Annotated in this window: 23 protein-coding genes and 1 tRNA gene; 13 read left to right on the forward strand and 11 right to left on the reverse strand. The window is 39.1% G+C overall.

What is annotated here, in order from left to right:
• Positions 1–2: 2 nt before the first annotated feature.
• Genes EOD41_RS12340 through uxuA form a run of 4 tightly spaced genes read right to left on the reverse strand, consistent with a single transcriptional unit; the run spans position 3 to position 4,293 of the window.
• Positions 3–662: a bifunctional 4-hydroxy-2-oxoglutarate aldolase/2-dehydro-3-deoxy-phosphogluconate aldolase gene (locus EOD41_RS12340; RefSeq protein WP_127705321.1), complete on the reverse strand. Its 660-nt coding sequence runs from the start codon at positions 660–662 to the stop codon at positions 3–5.
• Complete coding sequence (locus EOD41_RS12345) at positions 655–1,671, reverse strand: sugar kinase (protein WP_127705323.1); 1,017 nt, start codon at positions 1,669–1,671, stop codon at positions 655–657. The genes EOD41_RS12340 and EOD41_RS12345 overlap by 8 nt, the downstream gene beginning before the upstream one ends.
• A complete protein-coding gene (uxaC, locus tag EOD41_RS12350) occupies positions 1,672–3,075 on the reverse strand; it encodes a glucuronate isomerase (protein ID WP_127705325.1) in 1,404 nt (467 codons plus the stop codon).
• Between the two features lie 21 nt (positions 3,076–3,096).
• Positions 3,097–4,293, reverse strand: coding sequence for a mannonate dehydratase (gene uxuA / locus EOD41_RS12355; protein ID WP_127705327.1), 1,197 nt, complete (start codon positions 4,291–4,293; stop codon positions 3,097–3,099).
• Between the two features lie 204 nt (positions 4,294–4,497).
• On the opposite strand from uxuA, the gene EOD41_RS12360 reads away from it, so the two are divergent.
• The 6 genes from EOD41_RS12360 (at position 4,498) to EOD41_RS12385 (ending at position 8,500) form a co-directional block, all read left to right on the forward strand.
• Positions 4,498–4,571 (forward strand) — tRNA-Asp (locus EOD41_RS12360).
• 252 nt (positions 4,572–4,823) lie between these two features.
• Positions 4,824–6,056 (forward strand): site-specific integrase, encoded by a 1,233-nt coding sequence (locus EOD41_RS12365; protein WP_127705329.1) that lies wholly within the window; start codon positions 4,824–4,826, stop codon positions 6,054–6,056.
• A 180-nt stretch (positions 6,057–6,236) separates the two neighbouring features.
• Positions 6,237–6,518: a helix-turn-helix domain-containing protein gene (locus tag EOD41_RS12370; RefSeq protein ID WP_127705331.1), complete on the forward strand. Its 282-nt coding sequence runs from the start codon at positions 6,237–6,239 to the stop codon at positions 6,516–6,518.
• A gap of 208 nt (positions 6,519–6,726) precedes the next feature.
• Positions 6,727–7,083: a plasmid mobilization protein gene (locus EOD41_RS12375; RefSeq protein WP_127705334.1), complete on the forward strand. Its 357-nt coding sequence runs from the start codon at positions 6,727–6,729 to the stop codon at positions 7,081–7,083.
• The gene (locus EOD41_RS12380; protein WP_127705336.1) at positions 7,058–8,188 is read left to right on the forward strand and encodes a relaxase/mobilization nuclease domain-containing protein; all 1,131 of its coding nucleotides are present in this window, start codon (positions 7,058–7,060) and stop codon (positions 8,186–8,188) included. The genes EOD41_RS12375 and EOD41_RS12380 overlap by 26 nt, the downstream gene beginning before the upstream one ends.
• Positions 8,189–8,257: 69 nt before the next feature.
• Complete coding sequence (locus EOD41_RS12385) at positions 8,258–8,500, forward strand: hypothetical protein (protein WP_127705338.1); 243 nt, start codon at positions 8,258–8,260, stop codon at positions 8,498–8,500.
• A 2-nt stretch (positions 8,501–8,502) separates the two neighbouring features.
• Here the strand turns inward: EOD41_RS12385 and EOD41_RS12390 are convergent, their stop codons facing one another.
• Complete coding sequence (locus EOD41_RS12390; RefSeq protein WP_127705340.1) at positions 8,503–8,919, reverse strand: helix-turn-helix domain-containing protein; 417 nt, start codon at positions 8,917–8,919, stop codon at positions 8,503–8,505.
• Positions 8,920–9,057: 138 nt separating this feature from the next.
• Between EOD41_RS12390 and EOD41_RS12395 the strand changes: the two genes are divergently transcribed.
• The 4 genes from EOD41_RS12395 to EOD41_RS12410 all read left to right on the forward strand — a co-directional run bounded on the left by EOD41_RS12395 (position 9,058) and on the right by EOD41_RS12410 (position 13,138).
• Positions 9,058–9,630: a hypothetical protein gene (locus tag EOD41_RS12395; protein ID WP_127705342.1), complete on the forward strand. Its 573-nt coding sequence runs from the start codon at positions 9,058–9,060 to the stop codon at positions 9,628–9,630.
• A 450-nt stretch (positions 9,631–10,080) separates the two neighbouring features.
• Positions 10,081–11,280, forward strand: coding sequence for a hypothetical protein (locus EOD41_RS12400; RefSeq protein WP_127705344.1), 1,200 nt, complete (start codon positions 10,081–10,083; stop codon positions 11,278–11,280).
• 36 nt (positions 11,281–11,316) lie between these two features.
• The gene (locus EOD41_RS12405) at positions 11,317–12,474 is read left to right on the forward strand and encodes a hypothetical protein (RefSeq protein WP_164849932.1); all 1,158 of its coding nucleotides are present in this window, start codon (positions 11,317–11,319) and stop codon (positions 12,472–12,474) included.
• A 70-nt stretch (positions 12,475–12,544) separates the two neighbouring features.
• Positions 12,545–13,138, forward strand: coding sequence for a P-loop NTPase family protein (locus tag EOD41_RS12410; protein ID WP_127705348.1), 594 nt, complete (start codon positions 12,545–12,547; stop codon positions 13,136–13,138).
• 56 nt (positions 13,139–13,194) lie between these two features.
• On the opposite strand, the gene EOD41_RS12415 is transcribed toward EOD41_RS12410, so the two are convergent.
• From EOD41_RS12415 to EOD41_RS12430, 4 genes are all read right to left on the reverse strand, one after another.
• Positions 13,195–14,139 (reverse strand): DNA-binding transcriptional response regulator, encoded by a 945-nt coding sequence (locus EOD41_RS12415; RefSeq protein WP_127705350.1) that lies wholly within the window; start codon positions 14,137–14,139, stop codon positions 13,195–13,197.
• Entirely contained in the window at positions 14,136–16,475 is a 2,340-nt protein-coding gene (locus EOD41_RS12420; protein ID WP_127705352.1) for an ATP-binding protein, read from the reverse strand. Before EOD41_RS12420 ends, EOD41_RS12415 begins: the two co-directional genes overlap by 4 nt.
• Positions 16,472–17,701 (reverse strand): DNA cytosine methyltransferase, encoded by a 1,230-nt coding sequence (locus EOD41_RS12425; protein ID WP_127705354.1) that lies wholly within the window; start codon positions 17,699–17,701, stop codon positions 16,472–16,474. The genes EOD41_RS12420 and EOD41_RS12425 overlap by 4 nt, the downstream gene beginning before the upstream one ends.
• Positions 17,702–17,849: 148 nt before the next feature.
• The gene (locus tag EOD41_RS12430; protein WP_164849933.1) at positions 17,850–18,530 is read right to left on the reverse strand and encodes an HhH-GPD family protein; all 681 of its coding nucleotides are present in this window, start codon (positions 18,528–18,530) and stop codon (positions 17,850–17,852) included.
• Between the two features lie 586 nt (positions 18,531–19,116).
• Here EOD41_RS12430 and EOD41_RS12435 point away from each other — a divergent pair.
• Positions 19,117–19,272, forward strand: a complete 156-nt coding sequence (locus EOD41_RS12435) for an Arm DNA-binding domain-containing protein (protein ID WP_127705358.1) — start codon at positions 19,117–19,119, stop codon at positions 19,270–19,272.
• 363 nt (positions 19,273–19,635) lie between these two features.
• On the opposite strand, the gene EOD41_RS12440 is transcribed toward EOD41_RS12435, so the two are convergent.
• A complete protein-coding gene (locus EOD41_RS12440) occupies positions 19,636–21,153 on the reverse strand; it encodes a lipopolysaccharide biosynthesis protein (protein WP_127705360.1) in 1,518 nt (505 codons plus the stop codon).
• 31 nt (positions 21,154–21,184) lie between these two features.
• Entirely contained in the window at positions 21,185–22,315 is a 1,131-nt protein-coding gene (locus tag EOD41_RS12445; protein ID WP_127705362.1) for a polysaccharide pyruvyl transferase family protein, read from the reverse strand.
• Between the two features lie 448 nt (positions 22,316–22,763).
• Between EOD41_RS12445 and EOD41_RS12450 the strand changes: the two genes are divergently transcribed.
• Positions 22,764–23,507 (forward strand): polysaccharide biosynthesis/export family protein, encoded by a 744-nt coding sequence (locus EOD41_RS12450; RefSeq protein WP_240663380.1) that lies wholly within the window; start codon positions 22,764–22,766, stop codon positions 23,505–23,507.
• A 14-nt stretch (positions 23,508–23,521) separates the two neighbouring features.
• Positions 23,522–25,912, forward strand: a complete 2,391-nt coding sequence (locus tag EOD41_RS12455) for a GumC family protein (protein WP_127705366.1) — start codon at positions 23,522–23,524, stop codon at positions 25,910–25,912.
• Positions 25,913–25,925 lie beyond the last annotated feature (13 nt).

Genomic DNA, 25,925 nt, shown 5'->3' on the forward strand with positions numbered 1-25,925 from the left:
GGTTATTTGCAGCTTTGTATTATTTCGGTAGCAAGTATGGTATCATTATATAGTTGATCGTATAATTTATTATCCAACACCTCTTTACTAATTAGCTGACTGCCAAAACCTACAGCGCAAACCCCGGCATTAAACCAGGCAGAAATACTTTCGGTAGTAAGCTCCACACCGCCGGTTGGTACGAAGCACTGACCCGGAAACAGCTCTTTTATAGCATTCAGAAACTTCAATCCCAGTATTGAAGCAGGGAATATCTTGATAAGTGCCGCATCGTTTTGCTGAGCGTTGAATATCTCGGTGGGAGTCATACAACCAGGTACCCAAAGCAGGTTATGCCTGTGCACTGTTTTACCCACTTCAGCATTTATTATAGGCGATACAATAAAATCGGCGCCTGCCGCCATAAAAGCTTCGGCTTCGGTAACTGTTTTTACCGTACCGGCACCTATGTATAAGCCAGGCAATTCAATCTGCTGTGCTTTTTTTATTACTGTAAAATTGTCGAGAGCAGCTTCACCCCTATTGGTATACTCAATTACCCGTACACCGGCCTTGTATAGTGTCCTGACTACCTCTAAGCTAACCTGCTCATCTTCATAAAAAAACAACGGCAGCATGCCTTGTGCTATAATACCGTCGAGTACCTGCTCTTTCTTACTCATAACTGATGGCTTTTTTTATTTCGTTAACACTTTTATCGGTAGCATCACTTACAACATATAATTTTGTTATTGCAGAGGCAGTAGCATATTCAAGTACTTCTGCAGGATGCCACTCGTTGTAAAAACCATAAATGAGTCCGGCCATGAAGCAATCGCCGCTACCTACCTTGCTGATTACATCATTTACCCAGTATTCATGCGAAGTCAAAAACTTGTTACCTGTATGCAAAGCGGTGTAATAAGTTATTTCACCCTCACTGCCAAACCTGAAAGTATTGGCTACCTGCTTACATGAAGGATAACGAGCCATAATTGCTTCTGAGCTTTTCTGCGCTTCTTTCAGGTAAATGCTTTTTTGCCCGCTTTCGTGCACATCCGGCATTACTTGAATACCCAGCATAGTTTCAGCAGCCCAGATGTTACCCATTACTACATTACAATAAGGAAGCAACTGCGTCATGATCTCCTGCGGAGAGCGTCCGTACTGCCATAATTTTGCGCGGTAATTTAAATCGACAGAGATAGTAATTCCCTTTGCTGAAGCAGCTTTTAGCGCTTCAAGGCATACATTAGCCGCGTTTTGGCTAACCGCCGGAGAAATAGCACTGAAATGAAACCAGCTTACACCCTCAAGTAGCTCATCCCAGTTTATGGTACCTGGTTTAAGTTTGGCAAAGGCCGAATCTGCACGATCGTATATCAGCGCGTCGTTCTTTAAATCTTTTCCTTTGGTAAGAAAATATAAGCCGATACGCCCCTCGCCTAAATGCGCCGGCGTTGTATCAATGTTTCTTTCTTTTAAATAGGTGATAACCTGTTCGCTCATTCCGTTATCAGGCAAAGCTGTACAATATGAGGCAGGCAGTCCCCATAAAGCTAAGGCTGTGGCTACATTTAATTCGGCACCGCCAACAAATACAGGCAGACTATTATGATACATCCATTCGCCATTTGCATCAGGCGTTAGCCTGAGCAGCAATTCTCCAAAGGTTAATACTTTACCGTTCATTTAATCGAATTGAAAGTAGTTTATAGCGTTGTCATAACAAATATTCTGCACAATTTTTCCCGTCCAGTTAATATCATCAGGCAGTTCGCCGTTTTCGATGTCATTACCTAATAAGTTACATAGTATCCTGCGGAAGTATTCGTGCCGTGGAAATGACAGGAAGCTGCGCGAATCGGTAAGCATACCCACCATCCGACTAAGCAGGCCGATGTTCGACAAGGCGTTAAGCTGGCGTGTCATGCCGTCCTTCTGATCCAGAAACCACCATGCCGAACCAAACTGAACTTTCCCCGCTATCGAGCCATCATTGAAATTTCCCGTCATGGCTGCAAACAGTTCATTATCTGCCGGATTCAAATTATATAATATGGTTTTTGCAAGATGATTGGTACTATCAAGCTTGTTTAAAAATTTTGATAAATTTCTTCCCTGTGAAAAATCGCCTATAGAATCCCAGCCGGTATCAGGGCCAAGCTGCCGGAGGGCACGACTGTTATTATTACGCAATGCGCCTAAATGATACTGCTGCACCCAGCCTTTTTCATGATTCCAAAGGGCAAACTCATACAACAGTGCCGATTTGAATTTGGCTGCTTCAATGGCAGAAATGCCTTTTCGTTCCTTGATCTTTTTAAAAATCAGCCGTATTTCTTCTTCTGAATAATCTTCGGCGTATAAGTGCTCCAATCCGTGGTCGGCAACTTTACAGCCATTTGCTGCAAAATAATCGTGCCGCGATTTAAGGGCTTTGAGATAATCATCATAATTAGTTACTGAGATGCCGGTAACTTCTTCAAGCTTATCGATATACGCATTTAAAATTTTGAGGTTATCTGCATTTAATGCATTATCGGGCCTGAAAGTGGGGAGAACTTTAACATCAAACCCGCTTTCACGGATTTGCCTGTGACGATCAAGACTGTCAAGCGGATCATCAGTAGTACAAATAACCTCTACCCTACTCTTTGTTATTAACTTCCGAACACTAAACTCAGGAGATTGCAGTTTCGCGGTGCAATCATCATATATTTTTTTTGCCGTAGCCGCGGATAAGAGGTCATAAACATCAAAATACCGCCGCAGTTCAAGATGTGTCCAGTGGTAAAGCGGGTTTCGCAATGTGTAAGGAATCGTCTCGGCCCACTTTTCAAACTTTTCGTAATCGCCCTTACTTCCGGTTATATAGTCTTCATTAACCCCATTGGCACGCATTGCCCGCCACTTATAATGGTCGTCGCCAAGCCATAGGTGGGTAAGATTATTAAAGTGTATGTCACCAGCTATCTGGTCGGGTGGTAAGTGCGAATGATAATCGATAATCGGCATTCCCGCCGCAAACTCATGATAAAGCCTTTGCGCAGTTTTGGTTTGCAGTAAAAAATTATCATCCAGAAAGCTTTTCATCAGTAGCGGCGACTTAATTGGTTACCTGTCAAATAACGCTCTTTTTATACCCATTTCCAAACCACGTAGCTCAGCAAGTCCTTTTAAGCGGCCAATTGCCGAATACCCATGATAGGTGTTATAGTTAAAATCGTCGAGCAGTTTATGTCCATGATCAGGCCGCATGGGTATGGCCACATCATCACGACCGGCATCTGTACGTTTTTTTTGTTCCAAGATGATGTTTCGCATTACAGCATACATGTCTGTACTGCCTCCTAAGTGATCGGCCTCATAAAAGCTGCCGTCTGCTTCAAGCTTAACATTCCGGAGGTGTAAAAAGTGAATATGTTTACCGAGCCTTTCAACCATACCGGGCAGGTCGTTATCAGGACGTGCACCAAGCGAACCGGTGCAGAATGTTAAGCCATTTGACGAAGATGGACAAACATTAATTAGATTACTCAAATCACTCTCAGTAGAAACTACGCGTGGCAAGCCTAAAATCGGATATGGTGGATCATCAGGGTGAATGCACATTTTCACTCCTGCCTGCTCCGCTTCAGGGATCACCGCTTTCAAAAAATACTCAAGGTTATTACGCAATGCGTTAGCATTGGTATCCGCATAACTTTTTAAATACTCTTTGAATTCAGGAATGGTATAAATTTTATTTGTTCCGGGCAGTCCGGCCAATATGTTGTTGGTAAGTTGATTTATCTCCTCACTGCTTAGTTGATCAAGATATTTTTTTGCTGCCTCCTGCTGTTGCGCATTGTAATCACCATTGGCGCTTGTACGCTCCAGGATAAACAGATCAAAAGCTGCAAGCGCCCTCGTGTCAAATCGCAAAGCTGAGGCATGATTAGGCAGGCGGTAGTCAAGGTCTGTGCGTGTCCAGTCGAGCACCGGCATAAAATTGTAGCACACCACATTAATACCCGCGGCGGATAAGTTTTGAAGCGTATAGACATAATTTTGAATATACCCATCACGCTCTGCACCTGCCATTTTAATGCTTTCGTGCACGTTAACGCTTTCTACCACGTTCCAGGTAAGGCCGGCGTCTTCTATCATTGTTTTACGCTGCTGTATCTCTTCAAGCTGCCACACTTCGCCAACGGGCACATGATATAAGGCCGTAACAATACCGATTGCTCCAGTTTGCCTGATGGCCTTTAACGTAACAGGATCAGAAGGGCCAAACCAACGAAAGGTCTGAATTAAATTGTCAATCATAGTGCTACAATATAGTTTATAAATCGGCCTGAAAAATACTGCCGGCCAAATTAAAATTAATATACATGGTGTTTGTAACGATTTATTAAAAATAAACCAGCACATTTATAAGCACTTAAGTTTATATCACTGCTTAAAGCGATATTTTTTTAAAAAATGTATTGCCTAATACAAAAAGGTAGCTATATTTGCAGACCCAAAAACGGAGTGGTAGTTCAGCTGGTTAGAATACATGCCTGTCACGCATGGGGTCGCGGGTTCGAGTCCCGTCCATTCCGCTAAAAGGGTGTCAAAACCCACCGAAAGCGCTTAAATCAACGATTTAGGCGCTTTTTTTATGTCAAAAGCGCTCGTTTCAGACTAAGTTTTATGATTCTCTCGGTTACCTATTCGGTTACCTGTTTGAATCACCTAATTTAGGTAACCGAATACAGATTTAATTAATTGATTTTTAATGAATTAAGTAGATGCAAACAGCATCAAAACAGTTCAAAAATTATTAATTCGGTTACCTAAAAAAGGGGTGTTTTATGAAAAATTCCAACAGCTTTTCGATCCTGATCTGGGCGAACAAAGCTAAGTCAGATGTTAATGGCCTTATTCCACTGTACGCAAGAGTTACGGTAATGGGCAAGCGAGCGGAGATCTCACTAAAAAAGAAAGTTAATCCACAAAAATGGGATGCTAAGACCGGCTTCATGAAAGGAAGCGGCAATGAAGTACGTACTGTCAACAATCACATCCATCAAGTCTCGGAAGAAATCTTCAGGATCTACAGCGAATTGCAAAAGAACAGCGATTATATATCTGCCGAAGAGATTAAAAATAAATTTACTGGTGTGCCTGATGAGCGGCGAACACTTCTGCAAGTTTTCGACGATCACAATAAGGATATTGAACGACTGATTGGCAAAGACTATGTAAAGGCAACCCTAACGAAGTATAAGACAATACGTGGCAAGGTGGCTGAATTTATACATCATAAGTACAAAAAGAATGATATTTACCTCGACACTCTTGAATATGGCTTTGTAACAGGTTTTGAGAAGTATTTGAAGATCGAATGCAATATCAATCATAACACTGTTATGGCTTACATCAAAAGGCTTAAAAGAATAGTTTCTATCGCTGTCGACAATCACTGGCTGGAGTCAAATCCGTTTGCCGCCTTCAAGTGCACGACCCGAAAAGTTGAGAGGGAAGAGCTTACTGAGGACGAGGTTAAAAGGTTGGCTGAAAAAACTTTCACTGTAAAACGACTGGAAGAGGTCAGGGATTGTTTCCTTTTCAGCTGTTACACAGGATATGCCTTCATAGACGCATCAAAGTTGTCTTTGGCCAATATTGTTGCCGGTAAGGATGGTGAAATGTGGGTCAAAACAAGCAGAACTAAGACGGAGATTGCCGCCAACGTTCCTTTGCTGCCACAAGCTATCGATATAATTAGAAAATACAAGAACCACGAAGAATGTATCTACTCCGGGCGCATCTTACCAATGAAAAGCAATCAAAAAATGAATGCTTACTTAAAAGAAATTGCTGACCTATGTGGCATAAGCAAAAATTTGACTACCCATATGGCAAGGCACACTTTTGCCACAACAATAACGCTTGGCAACGGTGTTCCGATCGAATCTGTAAGCAGGATGCTTGGTCATACAAAAATTACCACAACGCAAATCTATGCACGTGTGCGGGAACAAAAGGTGAGTACAGATATGAAAGCTTTACGCTCAAAATTAGTTAACGACACTTCTGTTTAGTATAAACAGATTGATCGTGCATTAAAATAGCTACAGTCAAAAGTTGAAAATTGTAATAGCTATAAGGAGGGGGTGAAGAAAAATCTTCACCCCCTTTCACTGTTTTTGACTTTGCCAAATAAGTTCTTTTGCTGCCATAATGAAGTAATCAAAAAGGTATTCAAGCAAAATTTATTAATCATGGCAGGAATAGAGATTGTGACCAAACAAGACCTGATCGAATTAGAGGAAAGATTGATCAGCGAGATCAGAAAAACCAATGGAACAGGCGAAGAACAAAAGAAGTTATTGAAGAGCTACCAGGTTAAAAACCTGTTGAAGATTTCGCCGGGGACTTTACAAAACCTCCGGGTGAACGGCACCCTGCCCTTCACCAAGGTAGGCGGGATTATCTACTACAAGTACGAGGATATCATGAAGATATTTGATCCGGCAAAAGAAAGAACAAAGGGTGGCCGTTAACCGCCCAATTAAAACCAACCAACACTTAATACACACCAGACCATTGTACCACTTAAACAGCTGGTAGCAGCAAGCCTTAAAACGGTCAAGGGCAGCGCACCTCCAAAAAATGAAAGATTGCGCTGTTTATATACCCTTGACGGTTTTCGGGCGGTGCTAATTTTGTGACTGCGGTACTCATGTCTGATTCATCAATTAACCGTCCGCAATGGCAAGACCATCACTTAGTGAAGACAACCGCCGCTCGATCAACTTTACGGTCAGGCTTACACCTGCCGAACTAAGAAAGCTGGAAAGCGTAGCTGCGCTGTGTGGTAAAGCGCCGGGTACACTGATGAGGGAAAGATTTTTCAAAGGCCGTTTTCCTCACCCTAAAATGCCGAAGATTGACAGCAACACGTATTTCGAATTGAAAAAGATAGGTGTCAACCTTAACCAGCTGGCCAGAAAAGCAAATGCCAACATCATGCCCACCGGGATATTGAGTTTGATCGCAGTGCTGCAAAGGCAGCAGGAAACCATCATTAAACTATTACTCGATGATAGCGAGCCAGAAAATTGGTAAAAGCTTTATGGGAGCGTTGACCTACAATCTGAAAAAGCTTTACCACCCTGATTCAAACCAGCGCGCGGAATTACTGGAAACGAACTTCAGCAGCCTTGAAAAAGATATGATCAAACGCGAGATCGCGATGGTAAGGGAGCAGCGGCCAAACCTTAACAGGTACGTTTATCATACCAGCCTTAATTTTCATAAAGATGATGTGCTGTCTAATGATAAGCTGCTGGAAATAGCAAACCGTTACCTGCAAGCCAATGGCTTTACCAATAACCAGTATTTTATCTTCAGGCACCATGATGCAGAGCATCCGCACATCCATTTACTGGCAAACAGGATAACGTTTGACGGCGAGGTCGTATCGGATAGCAACAATTACAAGAAGAGTGAAGCGATCCTACGGCACATCGAACAACAATTCGGGCTGACCACGGTGCAATCAAGCCAGAGAACGCCTGAAAGAGCCGCTAAGAAGGACGAAATTGAAATGGTGTTACGAACGGGTAAGCCATCCGAAAAGATGGTTATGCAGGAGATGTTGAAGAACCTTTTAAAACACCGCGGCCTCTCCCTCGCCGACTTTATTAAAATGGGCGAACGAGCGGGCATCAGCTTTCTGTTTAACCAGGCATCCACCGGACGCATTACCGGCATCACTTACTTTCATCAGGGCTTCAAAATAAAGGGTCAGACATTAGGCAACAGCTTCAAGTGGGCAGAGATCATCAAGAAATTAGATTATGAGCAAATTAGAGACAGCAAAGCAGTTAGCGAAGCAAACAGCAGGACAAGAAAAATCTACGGAGAACTCACCGCAGCAGGAAGCAACGGAGAAAGAAGTAATGAACTTTATACAGGCGGTTCAAAAGGTACTGGATATAACGGTACTGAACCAACAGCAGCTGACCAAACTGGAACAGAAGATCAGCCAGATAGAGAAAGATCACTGGAAACAGATCAGGATGCTGGTATTCCTTATTCTCTTACCATTCCTGATGGCGATAGCGGCTTTAATGATATTGACATTCAAATAAGCGATGACATCGACGACGAAGCGATTCATGGTCGCAACCGCCACAGGCAGCATAAACCAAGAACAAACCGAAGGTAATGGAGATCCTGGTGGTGATCGTCGTTGACAGGCTGGAACAGTTTAAGTACTTTTAAGCTACCTGAATATATGGAATTAGAGAACTATAAAACCCACATTCTTTTACTGGCTCAAAAGTGGCGGCTCCAGATGTTAACACCCGAAGAGTTACAGGAACTGCATAACTGGTACAGGTCATTGGAGGATACCGACCTGGAAGCGCCATTGGAAATGTCAGTTGACCGGGTGGAGAAGCTTTTGCACCGGTTATTCAGCAATAATGACCGGTTAAAGGCCGATGACGATTCCGCTTGTCCGCCATATCCCCTATGAACCTATTTGCCCTTTAGTAGCTCGTTTTTTTCTTTTTCGCTGGCTAACAAGCGCTCAAGTAAAGCAACCTTTTCTTCGTAAAGCTTTTTGTTGTTATCTATAGCCTCCATTAATTTTTCTAATGGATTGAATGTGCAGCCGAACGCATTGTAAGCGCCGTTATTGAAACTATTATCATTAAATGTATTGAAATAGTTTATTACACCCTCTTCATTAAAGTTCTTAATAGCCTCCTTAGTTATACCTAATACCTTGGCTATTTTTTTTAAAGCACTATCATCAACATCAGCACTTTGCTCGATCTTGGAAATTGCTTGTTGACTGATACCTAACTCCGCTGCTAAAGCTTCCTGCTTCATGCCTCGCAATTCTCGGATACGTCCAATTTTCCTACCGATATGTAAAGCTGCTTCTGCCATAACTCAAATGTATTTTAAAACGTAAATGTACGAAACAACCGCATCATTGTAAAATACAACTATTGATGGTTCGGTACACGCTTCGCAGCTATTTAATTTGTATCAGAAACGAGTTAAGGAGCTAAATGAGAATCTGAAATGAAAAAAGCGGATCGTTTACCTTGGGAAAGCAGTATTAAGCAACTTAAATACCGAGAGGTGGTAAATCCGCTATTAGTTATAAATGAGATCTTTGTCGTTGATTGGGTCTACGGTCACAAAAAAAAGCTGAAAAAGTGGCGATATTTTGTGACGCACGACAAAAGTTATTGTGATAAAAATCACGGCGCGGGAAGCCTGCTATTTACTTATGATTTGAATATTCGGCTATTAGAAAGTTGCTACTTGCTTTACCATGCTGATACAACCGGCAATATCGTTATTACCGCAACCGAAGTTGAAAAGGAAAAACTTGAATTAGACTGGTACCCTAAAAATTTAACAAAAAAGGAATTGCTGAACCCTTTAAAGACAATGCGAGATGTCTTTAAAAAAACAGGCATAGATCAATACAGGGATCAACTGCATGAATGGCTTTATGCTGCACTTTATGTTAAGGGCGGTAACGATGAACTTCACTATAAAGAAATAAGGAAAGTTCATAGAATGATGTTAAAGGTTTACTCAGCTGTATGGTTGATTTATCATAGAACAGTTGTAAAGCATCAATGAAAGATACCGAGGTTGGCACGCCCCTCTAAGCGGTAATCGGTGACGGTGAGATCAGTTAATCATTAATCGTCCCGATCCGCTTTTTGAAACTTGATCGTCAACTTCAAAGAGTTGCAACCCCCTGCGATTGATGGCGGCAGTATTTTAAATCACTGCGCCACCATTCTGCTCGGGTTCGTACCAAAGGCCTTATTGTTCCCGGAGGGTTACGACAGCAGAGGCGGTTTTACCACAGGCGACTCAGTTTACGTTTCTAGCACACGTCAATTGATGTCGCCTAACCGCCGTTTCTGAGTGCTGAACAAAGTGAAGTATTTCGGGTTCGGGTGTCCCGACAAGCTTAGTTTTCGCATGGCGAAAACATGGCTTGCTTAAATCACTATGTTCAAATTATTTATCATACACTGTCTTCAAACTAATTATCTTTAGATTGAAATTCAATTTTAACAAATGAAAATACGATCTATTCTATATGACCAAAGAATAACAGCTTACAATGCTCTTGTGGAAATCTCTATTGGTGAATATCTTTCTTTTGCAGAAGATATAATTGACAAAAATGAATTTCAACGTAAAAGAGTAATCCGATCAAAAATTAAAGAAATTCTACAAGAAGATTTGCTAAGAAGCTGTCTGATTCCCTCTATTGTGTTAGCTATACCTGATGAAAAAGCTGGGACAATCAACGACGAGGACGATTTCATTGGCGCGGAAAGGTTGATAAATAAAGCTGTTCAGATTAAGGATATCCTAATTATCGATGGATTACAAAGAACTTTCGTGATGATGGGGCTTGCAGAAGACCTAAAAAAACAAGCAGGTAGTGTATTGGAAAACTTTTATGCCCATAGGATACGCGCGGAAATATATCTTGGGTTAAATCGTATCGGACTACTTTATAGAATGATTACACTAAATACTGGCCAAACTACTATGTCAACTCGCCATTTAATGGAGATTTTATATATTGATTATTCTAGGATTGGCATTGAAGGCATAAACATCGTCAAAGACAAAGACGAAAACCTTGTCGAGAACAATACTACATCTTTCAATTTTAAAACTATACTTGACGGATTAAACTCTTATATAGAAAAAAACGAAGCTATCATTGAACGTGTTGAAATTCTAGATAATATACGAAGTCTAGATGCTCTTAAATTAGAACGTGATGACAAAGATTTATTTAAAGAGTTTCTTTTAACCCATAAAGTATTTTTGGAGACTATACTTACGAAATCTAACCAATGGGCATTTACTATTGATAAGGAAGAATCTGCCTTTCGCCTAAATTCACAACCATTTGGAAAAACTCCGTTGGATATATTTAAAAAATCGCAAGCTATTACTGGTTTTGGAGCTGCTGTCGGATTTCTGAAACAAGCGAAGAATATTAGCTTATCAGATGTTCGAGTGGCGGTTTCTGCAATTTCTACAGACGGCGACGACTGGGACACGGCCTTCCGTCAGCTATTAAAACAGTTCGATTTAATTAAGGAAAAGTCAAAGAAAATAGGTAATGACCAGCGTTATTATTTTAAATATTTTTTTCGGTCCTTGTTAAATCCTGAAGCTGATGAGTATCTCAATTTCTCAAAAGCTGCATTATTCGCATATGATAACTTAAGAGTAGAAAAAGAATATAAGTAGAATATGTTAGTACTTAGCGAGGCCAATTCAATTAACTTGACACATAATTTCACGGTATCTAATATTGTTAATTTACCAACTTCTGTTACGTTTGAGCTCACAAGTCCTACCTATAACGGGCTGACAATTCCCTTAACTTCCCCTTATCCCCAACAGCGACTTCCTCAGGGCTATACTGCAACTGTTCATTTATTTAAAAATGCATTTCATTTACAATCCGAAATAATTGATGTTCGCATTGATGGTCTCGCGGCAAATGCTGGAAAGGTTGGTTACTTTTTTAGGCTTGACGCTTTGTTTGACGCCGGTACTTTGGATTTAAATCAGCATACATATTGTTATGCATATTTTGCTCTTGAATATATTTTTTCCAACAATAGTCTGTTACAAACTAAAGATGTAGAAATAAATTCAGGTGCTTATAAAATCACCGACTTTTTCGACAACGATACGATGATTTTGGTTTTGTGCGATCAATACTGTGCGGGAATCCCAAACTTCAACATAGATAATTATCTAGGAAATTTATTTCATTCTGGATTCGTTGTATTTGGCAAAGAAAATCTTATTGAAATAACAAATACCCACTCATATTTAGAAGACCAATATCTAAAAATCAAACCAGTTGTTCGTCCAGACGGTGTTTATGTATTAAGATTAAAGGAGGCAAATGCGGTACTTTCAGGAGAATCCTTTGTCACGCACTTATTTAAGAGGTTAGTTCAAAAGAAAAACGACCCGGTAGCAAGGTTTTTGATGCTGTATCAAGTTGTTGAGATTTACATGTCGAAAATATTTCCTTACGAAATTTCAAACAAGGTTTGCAGCCAATTGAATAACTTAAACAGCTTTAGATTGAAGGAAATATTGAATGATATGCAAAAGCAAAAAAGCTTGATTCAATCTTTATTTAATGTTTATGCACAACCATCGCATATTTTAGAGCAAGCAGTTAAAACAGAAATTTTAGAATTTTTCGTTCACACAAATCACCCGGATTACACTGATTTAATAAAAAATTCTTTAATGACTTTAACAGAACTTTTTTATGACCTTAGAAATAAACTTGTCCATGAATATCGTTTATTACACGCCATTGGGGTAAACCACCAAATAACCATAAAAAAATTAGAGTCAATAAATCAATTAACAGAAGCTCTTATGTCTGAAGTTGTTACAGAATTTCATATTTAACAAGTGATTTAATCAGGGAATGAAACTTTACAAAATAAATTTTTATAATTAAACGCCTGATTGCTAAAAAATGACTATTACTTGGAAAAATTATAATTCTGTTGCCTATTCTGGAGTCCTAACTTTAAACACCGATATCATTGTTTATCACTTAGGGGATTCGATGGAGTCATATTTCAAATGTCTTACACGGCCGGAACGAACTCGTTTTATAAAGAAAGAATTAATTAAATTAGGACATCATTTAGGATATAAGGTTTACGCTAATGGTTTGAACGAACAAGATTTAAAAGAGATTGGCGTTGAATTCGTAAACCGAGAGTGGCTATTTGACATACATTGGTATTTAGATGCTGATAACCCCTATACAGTTCGATCATTACCACTTGCGGTAGAATGTGAATGGAATCCAAGGAGGACGGGTGATGGAAAAACACCTTTTAGCGGAATTAAATATGACTTTCAAAAGCTTTTAGTAACAAATGCCGAATGTCGTTTAATGATATTTACAATTAAGAATTTACGTGAACTGCAATTTTTAGGTAACTATTTTAATGAGGCAATACAAGGTTATATGCAATTACCAAAAGGTTCATCATTTTTATTTATAGCATATGATGCTAAAATGTTGAGTTTTCATTACTGCTCAATGGCTAAATTCTAAAATACTTAAATGCAAGTCCAGTGAGATAAGGCTCCAGTTGCCTTATTGTAAATTTATTAGCTTGGAAGCGGCAATGTGACTTCCCTAATCTTTTTTAAAATATCTGCATGTTTTTGCAAATTTTTACGAATCTCAATACATTTTTCCTGATCAAATTTTTCAGGATGTTCGCCGTCCTTTCTTGATAGTATTAAGTATTCAACGCCGTCTATTGTATCGCTTTTGGCATGGGCTAGATCATTACGCTTATCGATTACGTCAGTTTTATAGTTATCATAGAAGTTTTTAAACGGGTCTTGCTGATCTAATTTTTTTATATTAAGTAATTTACCAATAGCCCTAGCTTTTTTGTCGGCATCGAAAATGCGCTCCTTTAAAATTGTAGCGCTTTCAAAATCATCCAATTTTGCTGCACGATCCTGATTTCCCTTGGTAGACTCCTTAATCGCCTTTATAATATAAGTGCGCAAGGAAGCAGCCTCATCGCTTTGCTCAGAGAAGAATGTAGTCAAAATATCAACAACTGTATTGTCTAGCTCGCTTGTCTCGGCCATTACTAAACCACGAATACTATTCAACTCTTGCAGTTTTGCGATAGTAAGCCTTATTAACCTAAAGACTCGCTCACGAAACTCGCGCATACCTTCATCATTAATTAAGCTAAAAAACGATACTCGATCTCGATAGAGACTTTTTGCAATTTCCTCGAAATTACTTTGAGCGGAATAAAATAACACCTCGGTAAATACACCGCCGTCCCTAATTTTTTGTATAAGAACATCACCCTGGTCATCCCCACCCTGGATGTTATAGTCCGACAATATCAAATCAAAGTTTACCGTCTGAATTGCTTCTTCCGCTTTCTTGCCGTTCTCAAATGTTTGAACGGTTGGTTTAAAGCCCAAACTACTTAGATAGGCTTCAAATTCAGATTTAATCCCCAAGTCGATATAGTCTTCTATCTGGTCGTCAATCCATAAGATCCGGTAATGTAACTTCATTTTTTAAATCTAATTGTGAATTCAGCTCCTTTTAGGTTGTTGCTAACGGATATTGTTCCTTTCATCTTTTCGACCACATCTTTCGTGTGGTATAGACCGAGTCCAGACCCGTTAGTTGTTGTAAAGCGTGGATCAAATACCCTAGATAAATTAGCATCAGGAATACCGACACCATCATCTTTTATGCGAACTTCGACTTCGTTATTTGACAACTGGCTCCAAGATACCGAAACATTTTTGGCATTTGCTTTAAAGGCATTACTAAGCAGGTTGTCTAAAATTATTATCACCTCTATTGGCCTGAAAGACATCGTAAACTTAAGTCCTTTTGGTGCACTCGCAGTGATTTTAAGGTTCTGGTTATTCATTATCAAATGCTTATACTGCTGGTAAACGTTTACGACATATTCGTTAATAAAGCTAACGATGTCCGCTTCTATCTTAGTTACGGTGGTATCGAATTGTGCTTTAGTTACAAATCTTGAAAGCGTAATAATTTTCTTGTTCTCAAAAGATATGCGACTGGCCATTTTCAAAAGATCATCTTTAGATGCCCCTTCGTTAATTAATTTAACAAGTTGGTCAATGTAGCCTGTAATGTGCTGTGCGGAATGCCTATAAATATGATGCTGAACGCTTAAAAGGTCGGTTTTATCGGTCCCCCTATCAGCTTTTGCAAATAGCGTCTCTGCAATTTGCAGTTCAAGCTCTTCCTGAAGTTTTCTCCCTTTCTCCTTGACTTCCTTTAATTCAGTACTCGCGGAGTTTAATGCATTTGATTGCCTATTAATTCGCGCTTCTAAAGCCTTAGCGTCATTTAACAATTGTTGGTCTTGTGACTCGGCAGCAACCCTTTTGAAATTGGCAACAAGTTTTTTAGCACTCTTTTCTTCTTGCTGATTAAGAATGTTTATAATGTCCTTATTATAGTCTATTCTCAAAAGCGATTTATCATCTACAATATTAGATATGAGCTTAACCAAGTTTTCCTTTGCTTTCTCACTATCTTTAACATCATAATTATCATCATTAAGGCCCCATTCTGTAACCTCGACAACATACTTTTCTAGCCTTTTTAAAGTATCAATCAACAAACTGTCTGCGTATGGGCTGGCATCAGCCAGTTGGTAATACGCTTTTGTTTTCACAAGCCCGGCATCCCTACTGGTTGCTTCCTTAAGGTCAGAATCATTTCCCTGTATATCCAGCTGACCAATGAGGTTTCTCAAACCTATATACCTGTTATACCCCTGTACGGCACGATTATCAATACCAAGTGAGTCGTCACCTCTTTCGCCATAAGGATAAATCCGAAATCCATTTTTATAAACGAATACACTTCCATAATCAACCGCCCTAATTCCCATCCTTCGCTTGAATACGTCTTTCGATGACTTATTGAGAAAATAGAGTGTTATTGAAGTGTTCTTAAGTTCATTAAACCTATTAACTTCTTCAATCTCGTAGATAAATGTTTCCCTGTCGTTTAATGTTGTAATTACCTTGTCACCATTAACCGAAACCGAACTTGTAATTTTTGTAGTGCGAATATTCAGTGCCTCAAATATGAAATTTTCTATTTCACCGTTGACAGTGTTGTAATAAATAGAACCTTCGCTTTCGCCTTTTTTCTCTCGTTTGATCTTTTCTTCCCGGTCACGCCCCAATTCTCCAGGAACCTCTAGCTTTATTTTGAAGTTTTTTTCTTTTACGGTTTTATTTAAGTCTGGGCGAACAAGCTTGGATAATTTGTCTTTTAAACGTTTTAAATTATCCCTGGTCCACTCGTCTTTATGAATGCCGCTTATTTCCAATATGGTACCGTGTGAAATCGGATATGGACAGGTAGTTAAAACTTGGTGTTGAATGGGAATATTGATAAACTCCTCTTTTTGGTCATTTTCAAAAAGGTGCCAGTCAATATTTAAATTTTCTATTTTGGCATTGGGCTCATTCTTGATAGAGATTAGGTTGAGATACCGGCCTAAACGGTCACAAGAAAAACGCCCAACGCCCTTTGCGCCTGCATAGAAACGCTCTAGGTCTATACGGTTCCGGTAATCGTCTGCATCTTCTGACTTGTCTTTTTTTGCAGAGTATGCAACGAATAGCCACTTATTTAAAAGATCATCATAATCCATTCCTTTGCCATTGTCCAGGATCACAATTTTGCCGTTATCAGATTCTAAATTTTCGAAACGAATAACGACTTCATGTGCTTTTGCATCAAAGGAATTTTTGACCAGCTCAAATACCGCAACGAAATTATCAGTAATTAATTCCGAGCCGATCAGATTTTTTAAACCTGAACTTATTCTAAAGAATTCTTCATTCATCCCAACAAAATTTTGCGTAAAACTACGCCACTTTGTTCACCAAAAAGAGGGGGAATGGCATTGCCTATTTGTGTGTACCGGGGTACCTCTAGCACCCTTGCTTTACCGCCGGTCGTGTATTTCCCTTGTATTTCATATGAATCGGGAAAACTTTGTAAGCGCGCGTATTCCCGAACGGTGAGTATTCGCGGCTCACAATAATGGACATAATCGTCTGGAAGGGTAGTAATAGTTGGAGCTTGGTCAGCACCGTTAAGTGGTATTAAGGTATGCTTTTTTAAGCCGTATTTTTTCTTGAATTCTTTATCGAGCGATTTCCCTTTTGGAGCATTGCCAAGTATCAAATTTAACCTATCAATAATAGCCGGAGAATGATTTGCAAATCTGTGGCTATCCGGTATCTCGTTACCAATAGGAATGTCTTTTCTTAAATACTCTTGATATTTATTTGTTGGGGACGAATACTTGCCAAATTTAAAGCTTTTAAATATTTCTAATTGGCGGGTACCATTGGCAAATAATAAATCAGAGATTGCCGATTCAAGAGAAACAGAAATCTCCAGTCCCTTATTTACAAGAAATTCTTGCCGGTTTTTTTTTATTTTGTGAAAAAACGATTCCGCTTTTACAGGTGTATTGCCATTTTTATTTCTCTTAACACCTACCAATATGAATCGGCATCTTTTCTGTGGTATCCCGTAATCAGAAAAGTTAACCAGTTCGGCATGTACATCATAGTCGAGGCCATCCAACTTATTTATTACATAGTCAGAATATTTTTTGCCCCTGGTGCTATTTTTATCGAACTCTAAAGTGAACCCTTTCACGTTTTCAAAAAATAATACCGTGGGTTGAACAAGCTCGACAAAGCGGATGTAAGAATTAATTAGCTTATTCCTGTTATCACTTTCTACACGTCTACCGGCTGTCGAAAACCCCTGGCATGGTGGTCCGCCAGTTATCATATCAACAGTTCCCCGAAGTTTAATCAGGTCGGCTGAGTGGTATTTTAAAATTTTATTGATGTCGTGTGGCTGTTGCGGCAACCAAACCGGCCAAGAGAAATGTTTTTTCTTGTTAATTAGGTTGTGTTCGAGAGTTTTAAAAGCGAAAGGGCTTTTTTCGATTGCGAAAAGACCTTTCCAGCCGGCATGGTGTAGGCCAAGCGATAACCCCCCGCATCCCGCAAATAAATCTATGTAATAAAGGTCTTTTTCTGTTTGCATAATAAGGCAGTTCACCCTATCGCTAATATAATTAACATTTCAGAAAGACGCTAAAATACAAACTACTGTTAATCAGATGGTTGGATAAATAAAAAAAGTGAGTGTCATGTAAAAGGCACTAAAACGACATACATTTATAATTAATTTATCATTCAAAATGTATTCCAGCATCATGAATTTGCACAACATCACTAAAAAATTTACAGGTGCTATTAAGCAAGCAGCTCAAGCAGGATGGTTTCCTGGCTTTACAAACCAGCGCTGCAAAATCTAGTATTGCCCAGTTTAAAAACTTTGAATCAGGATGATCAACAAAGTCCTTTGCCAATTGTTGCAGGTAAGGGTCGTACCTAATATCGCTTAATTTACGGGGGCCAAAATACCGTTCAAGCACCCTAGCCATATTAACATCTAGCAAGGGTTTTCGTTTATTAAAAACTAATAGCTCTACAGCATTGGCTATGTATTGCCCCATGAATGGCACATTTTCTAATTCGGTACGATCTAATGGAAGTACTCCATTGTTGTCAACTAAATAAATTGCCAGTTTTTTTAATCTTTGCGCCCTTTGCCTATATAACCCAATGGGAATTAAATAATTTTCGATTGTTATTGAATCAGCATTTACTAAAGCCTGCCAGTTTGGAAATTCCGCAAGAAATTGAGTATAAAATGTCGAGACGGTTTCGGCCTTCGTCCTTTGTAACAGGATTTCGGCTATTATCAATTCATAAGGACTTAAATTGTCTTGGCGCCAGGGAAAAACCCGCTTATGATTAGCAAACCATGCAAGTATCTTTTCCCTAAAAAGCCTGATTCTTTCCTCCAAGTAATATCCGTTTATTAATTAACGGCTGGTAGGCATTAAAAGTTTAAAAACCCCATTGAATACGTCAATATAGAGTTTCCAACAACGGATTTATGATCCTTTAAAAGAGGTTCAACCCTTTTGGTATTTTATATAACGTTTGTATATTTGTTTAAGTTCTTTCAAACTCAATTAAAACAAATCAAATTGTTCGGTTACCTAATCGGTTACCTTTCAATTTTCAGAAACATCAAATTATTGATAATAAAGCCATTGCGGAACAATTAACGGTCCCGTCCATTCCGCTAAAAAGGTATCAAAACCGTTTATAACCGCTTAAATCAATGATTTAAGCGGTTTTTTTATGTCAATCACGCTCATTTCATACCACCATTTATGACTCATTCGGTGACCTATTCGGTGACCTATTTGATTTAGCAATTTAGGCCATCGAATTAGCTTGTAATAGTTTGATTTTAAAGCACTTGCATTGATTTTTTAGCTTAAAACAGCTCATCTGAACTCAAAGTTAATGTGATTAAGTAATTTAAAATTAATGTGTTATGAAAACAACCCAAAGGTTCTCAGTCCTTATCTGGGCTGACAAATGGAAACAGATGTGGCGGGTATGGTACCGCTGTATGAAAGGATCGCTTATTTAGGAAAACGCGCCGAGATTTCGCTTAAAAGACGAGTGCATCTTGCTAAATGGGATGCTCAAACCGGTTTTATCAAAGGGACCAGCCCTGAAGCCAGAGGATAAAATGATAGCGGTGTGTGTTTTGATCACCGCCTGCAGCAAGAACAATGACCAGGATACCACATCTCCGGCAAGTTGCAAGGCCCTATTCAGCCACCGACCTTGGGCTATAGCACTGACGGACCGCACCAGGTCGGGGAAGCCAGTTTACCAATCCACAATACGGCGGTAATTCTATGATGACACATTTGCCTCTCCTCCGAAAAGAGCCATTCCAACCAGATGAAAATAATATTATGAGTACTTTTGGGTAGCGAGAGATGGGTTAAACCGTATGATCAAATTAAGTGAACGCTACGATTTTGATTAAGCGCAGGTACTGATTGGTTCGAAGATTATATCATAGTTCACGCCTCGAAAGCGATATCATTTACGTTGTCTTTTAAGCAGTTTTGTAAATACAGCGCTTCTTTCTTCTGTACTCAGCAATACGTAAGCAATGCATGCAAACAGTGCAAACAATACCGCGCTATGCGTAATTAAAGCAGGCCAGTTGGTTATACTAAATATTTTCGGGTAAACTACTGTTAACACCAACGCAATGCCGGTAATAAGCAATGAACTTAATGAAGCCTTAAAGAAGGTTAAGCGAGGTATCTTCATATTTGATGCAACATATAAAGGCATAAAAACAAAGTTTTTAAGCGTTAATACAATGCCACTGGCTATGGCAACGCCCCATAAACCAAGAGTAGTGTATTTTACCAGTGATATTGCAAGGGGTAAGTTTAACAGTCCCATCCCTAAAGTAAATAAGCCCGGTACCTTTACTTTATTAAAAGCCCGGTTAAGAGAAAACAACGGCTGTACCCCTAAATTTATTGGTAGTGGAAGTAAAACCACAATAAACAACCATTTCATACTGGCAAACTGGCTGCCTACCCATAAGCGCAGCAGATCTTCCGAAACAACGCAAAGTACCCCTACAACGCATGCAATAAACAACGTTAATACCTTGTTAGATAGTTTTGATATCTTGATAGTTTGCTCATACTCTTTTTTAGAGTATAGTGTAAGTACAAGAGGCGCGAGTGCACCCGCAACAGACATCGAAAACTGTCTGATCATGTTACTCCATTGTAGTATAACACTATATTTTCCTGCCTCATCGGCACCCAGCAGTTTATTAATTACAAGTAGGTCTATCTGTAGAAACAAAATGCTGCCTAATTGAATAACTATAAGCCACCCCCCCATTGACAACAGGCTTGATAAACCGCTCCATTGAAATTGCCTGAGGTTTATACGGATAAATGGTGTAAATTTTCTAAATAGGTAATAACTGTATATACTGCCTGCAAGGCCGCCTGCAAATAAAGCAAAGCCATACCAGGAAATAGAGGTTGTTATGAAAAGAAATACAAAGACAACTATGATAACCCGTACTAAAGTATTTAATACAGTTGCCTGATTAACTAAATCGAGCCGGTTGGCAACATATGCCGAACTACTGAATATTGCCGTAAACGAAGTTATAATAAACGCTATGCTTGCCCCCAGGAATAGCCACACCGAGTCGGCCTCAGCTTCGGCCGGTATGGATATAAATGAGGATACGTTAAATGAAAATGCAATAAGCAATGGAAGCAAAATTAGCATAAGCGCACCCATTGCCGTAAATGCGGTATTAAAGGTATGGCTGGCCCCCTGCTCGTCTTCATCGGCAAGGTTAAGGGCCATAAAGCGAGACAAAGCACCGTTAATGCCAACTGTTATAAGTGCCGAATAACCAATAATAGTAGTTGCCAGCGGTATAAGCCCATATATACTAACGCTAAGCTTGCTAATAAGGTAATGCGGTAGCCAGAAGCCAATAACGCCATTTAATATTAGCAGGCTTAAGTTAGACAGCAAATTCTTTTGCAATGCTTTTGAAGTGTTCATTTGGTTACCGGAGTTTATATTCTTCAATGCATTAAGCGTTGAAAATGGTATCAAGCTTTTGTCTGATTAGTTGGGTGTTACGTTCTGATGCATATTTGAATATTTCGATAAATCTTTCTTTTGATGCAAGTGTACTGTTTAATGATGCGTGTAATATTAATGATTCTTGCTCGGCATCCAGAATTATATCCCCCAAACCGTTGTCGGTATAGATGCCTACTATCTTCTTGTTGTCTTCAAGTTTAATCAATGGTATTGCCACGGTGTTACACTGAAATGCCAGCATCAATACGTGCAGCCTGTTGCTTAAAACAAATGTGGCGTTGCGGTATAGCGCCTCGGCTTCAGGTAAAAGAAGTTTGTGGTCAACCAATTCGGTTTCAAAATTATCATTAAGTTGCTGCTGCATGTATACTGCTGCATCGCGGTCATATTGAACTTGATAGGCTAATACAATTTTTTTTACACCCTCTACTGACCTTAACAGATCTTTAATTTTATTCACTATTGGCACCAAATAATTTTCATTATGCGATGTGCCGTATTCGTTTGAACGGAAGCTTAACACTACGTAACCACTGTCCTTACGGGCTATGTCTGAATTTTCAGGATAGGGAGTGTAGCACCATGCAAGGTCAGGAAAGTATTGCGGTTTGCTGAAGTTTAACTGCTGCGCCAGTGTTATCGCCTTATTATCCCGGAGTCCGAAATAATAATAAGTGCCTGATATTAACGAATCAGCCCACCCATTTAATTTATCAAACGGACCAATGGAAAAACCCATACGCATTACCCGCCCGCCTAAAAGCTTAAAGGTAAGGTTCTTTAAACCGGCAAATAAAGATCGTTGGGCTGATTTAAACCCTTTTGCTGATCGGTGACCGGGGGCAATAACATAATAAAAGCGTGTTTTTATGCCGCCTTTATTACCGGATAAAAGATTTTTTAAAAATGTTGAGTTTAATGAGCTTTTAGAAACTTCAGAGAGCTTCTTATCAACCAGGGTATTTGATATCGCATTAATAAACCACTCAGGTGTGTTTGAGTCATCAACAATTATGTCGCCGTAATGCCGTAATACGTCTATTTCAGATTTATTGATAAGTAGATCACCGGTGTTTTCAATTTGTGCACCGGGTTTAAAGAAAATGATGTTTTTCATTGATGTTAATTTATACCAGCTTCAGAAACGGTATTGGCCGACACATTGATAGTCACCGTCGGTGCTCCTGATTGCTAATACATTTCGCGTTCAAAAGTATAAAAAAGATCAACAACGCGGTTGTTTATACGCAGCTAACAATGCAGTTATACAGGTTTTCTGTTCACATTAATCTAGTGTTTAGGCACTTGTTAATTTACTTTATAAGTAATTAAATCGTATTTAAATATCGTTTAATAATCAATTTTAACTAAAACACAACTCAAACAGTGTTAATGTGTTATACAAAAACAAGGGTTAAAGGCGTGTTGTACAAGAAAATATATTCAAGTTATGAATCTATTTATTTAATTTTGAATTTACTTTTTACCCCTGCATGAATAACATAAATACAAGTCTTATTAAACAAAATAGTTGCGTTTTATTGATAGGTTTTATTATTTTGACAATGTGCTCATGCACAGTCAACAAGAAAGTCAAATATTTCCAGGACCTGCCTGATTCTGTAAAATATGGTGCAATAAGCACCGTTCCGTTTAAAGATCCTGTTATTCAAAAAGATGATATAATAAGCATTGTTATTCAAACCATTGACCCCAGTAACACTGCCATAGTTAACCAGAGTGCCTTAGTTCAATCAATAGGTTCAAGCTCAGCCTCGCCTATTGGCTCACAGCAAATATCTGGATATCTTGTTGATAAAGAAGGAAATATAGAGGTGCCATTGCTTGGTAAGTTAATGGTTGCAGGACTAACCACAAGTGAAGCACGTGAATTGATACGTGTAAAAGCCTCTGTTTATTACAAAAATCCGGCTGTACAGGTAAGATTTGCAAATTTCAAAATAACGGTTATTGGCGAAGTAGCTAAACCTGCCACATACACATTACCAAACGAAAAAGTTTCGTTACTTGATGCTATCGGTTTGGCAGGTGATCTTACTATTTACGGTAAACGTGAAAACGTGTTGCTTATAAGGGAAATAGATGGACAAAAAACTTACGCGCGGATTGATTTGAACTCATCTTCAACGTTTAACTCACCTTATTTTTATCTCAAACAAAATGATGTAATATACATTGAACCAAATGAAGCTAAAATTACATCAACAGACGCGGCTAAAACCAGAAACATAACTATAGCAGCTTCATTATTTTCAGCTTTGTTGGTAGTACTTATTCGCGTTCTATAAACTTAAAAAACTTGATGGAAATTAACAGAGATAAGGTGTTGGCTAATACCGTTTCACCTAAAGGGGATGAAGGGTTTGATGTACAGGCACTTGCCAATAAGTTATTACAAAATGGTTGGGTGCTTTTTATAAGTTTTGTAATTTGTTTGCTTGCAGCATATGTTTATACCGAGGTTGCTACACCTTTATATAATATAAATGCGCAAATTGTTGTTGAGGATGACAAAAACAGCAAAATGGGCGATGCCGGAGGGCTGGGAAGTTTAACTGACCTTTTAAGTGTGCCAAGTAATGTTGATAATGAGGTAGGAATATTAACTACTAAATACCTTTTAGGGGAAGTAGTTAAGCAAATGAACCTGAACATTCAGTACTACGATGTTATGGCGCTAAAATCTGTGCAAATATATTCGGCGCCGTTTAAAGTTGACTTGGTGCAGCAGGCAGACACGGTGCTTACTACCTTTTTTGATATAGCCCCTGCCGATGCACGTTCGGTTACTATTTCTTATACCGATGAGTTATCAGGAGATCATATTGAAAAGAATGTTAAATACGGCCAGGGTTTCGCTGTTGATGGTGTAGGGGTTATTAAAATAACACAGGCTGCACGTACGCCTATAACCAGAAAATATAGATTTTTGGTTATGTCTGTTGATCAGGAGGTTGCATCTTTAAAAGATAAGCTTGAAGCTTCAAGAACAAGTAAAACATCAACAACAATACAACTTAATTTACAGCACCCTATCCCTAAAATGGGAGAAGATATATTGAACAGGTTACTGCTTCAATACGCCCGTCAAACTATTGAAGACAAAAACCGTGTAGCTGACAGCACCATATCATTTATTGATAACAGACTTGTGTTGGTTGGAGATGAACTTGGCGGAATAGAAGGCAACATACAACAGTTTAGACAGAATAGTAAACTTGCCAACATAGATAAACAGTCGGAGCTTTTGGTAAATAGCCGCAGTGAATCAGCTAAAGAGCTGTCAACTATTGAAAACCAGATAAGTATACTCGAAGCTCTGGAAGGTTATTTAAAAGATAAATCTAAAAACGAGAAGATTGTACCACCGTCGGTGTTACCGCAAGACCCAGTTTTTGTTGGGCTGATAGAGCGTTACAATTCTTTAGTTATACAGCGCGACAGGCAACTTTTGGCGACAACCGAAGATCATCCCATTGTGCAAAATATAAACCAACAGTTGGTTACTTTGCGACAGGACGTGCTGAACAATTTGGTTAACATCCGCCGTACTATGGAGATAAGCAGAAAGAATCTTAGAGCCAATAGTTCGCAATATGAGTCGTTAATAGAGCGGGTACCTTCGCAAGAAAGAATATACCTTGACCTGTCAAGACAGCAGCAAATAAAGCAGCAACTGTATTTATATCTGCTTCAAAAACGGGAAGAAACAGCGATATCAAAAAAGTCAAACATCCCCAATACCCGGGTGGTTGAACCGCCAAAATCCGACTATTGGCCTTTTTATCCCAAAAAGCTGGTTGTTTTTTCATTAGCTATACTGGCAGCTTTCATCCTGCCGGTAGTTTGGATATATGTATTATCGCTCTTAAATAATAAAATAGACTCTAAAGAGGATATACAAAAACATACTGATGTGCCTGTTATAGGTGAAATAAGCCAGGCTAAAGATTCAGCAGCCGTTATTGTCCAAAAAGATTCGAGATCAGCTATATCAGAGCAGTTTCGGTCGTTGCGGACTAATCTTAATTTCCTGCTGCCGTCTGACAAGAAGCACACACTTATGCTTACCTCAGGTATGTCGGGCGAAGGAAAGTCATTTCTGGCTGTAAACTTAGCGGCGGCCCTGGCCTTTTCAGGTAAAAAGGTGCTGTTAATGGAGATGGATTTAAGAAAACCTACGCTAATGCAGAAGATGAATTTACCAAGCGGTACAGGTTTTACTAATTACATTGTTTCGAATAATATAACCCCTGAAGAAATATTAATAAATAGTAATATCAACGAGAACCTGTTTGTAGTAAGTTCAGGGCCAATTCCACCAAATCCTACCGAAACAATAATAAATGAGAAAGCAGACAGACTGATCAAAAGATATCAGGAAATGTTTGATTATGTTATTATTGATGCCCCGCCGATAGGTATAGTTTCAGATGCGCAAATCTTAAGTGATTACGCCGATCTGACTATATATGTTGTACGGCATAAGACTACGCTTTTAAAGCAGCTTCAAATACCACAGGATATCCATGTAAACAAAAAAATGGCAAAAATTGCCATAGTTGTCAATGGTATACAAATTTCAAAATACTCGAGTTACGGCTACGGCTATGGGTACGGTTATGGCTACGGGTATTATACTGACGATGAGACGCCAGGATTTTGGGATAGGTTTTTTAAAAAGAAAAACTAATACATATCACAAA

This window comes from Mucilaginibacter limnophilus, from assembly GCF_004005815.1.
Taxonomy (GTDB): Bacteria; Bacteroidota; Bacteroidia; order Sphingobacteriales; family Sphingobacteriaceae; genus Mucilaginibacter; species Mucilaginibacter limnophilus.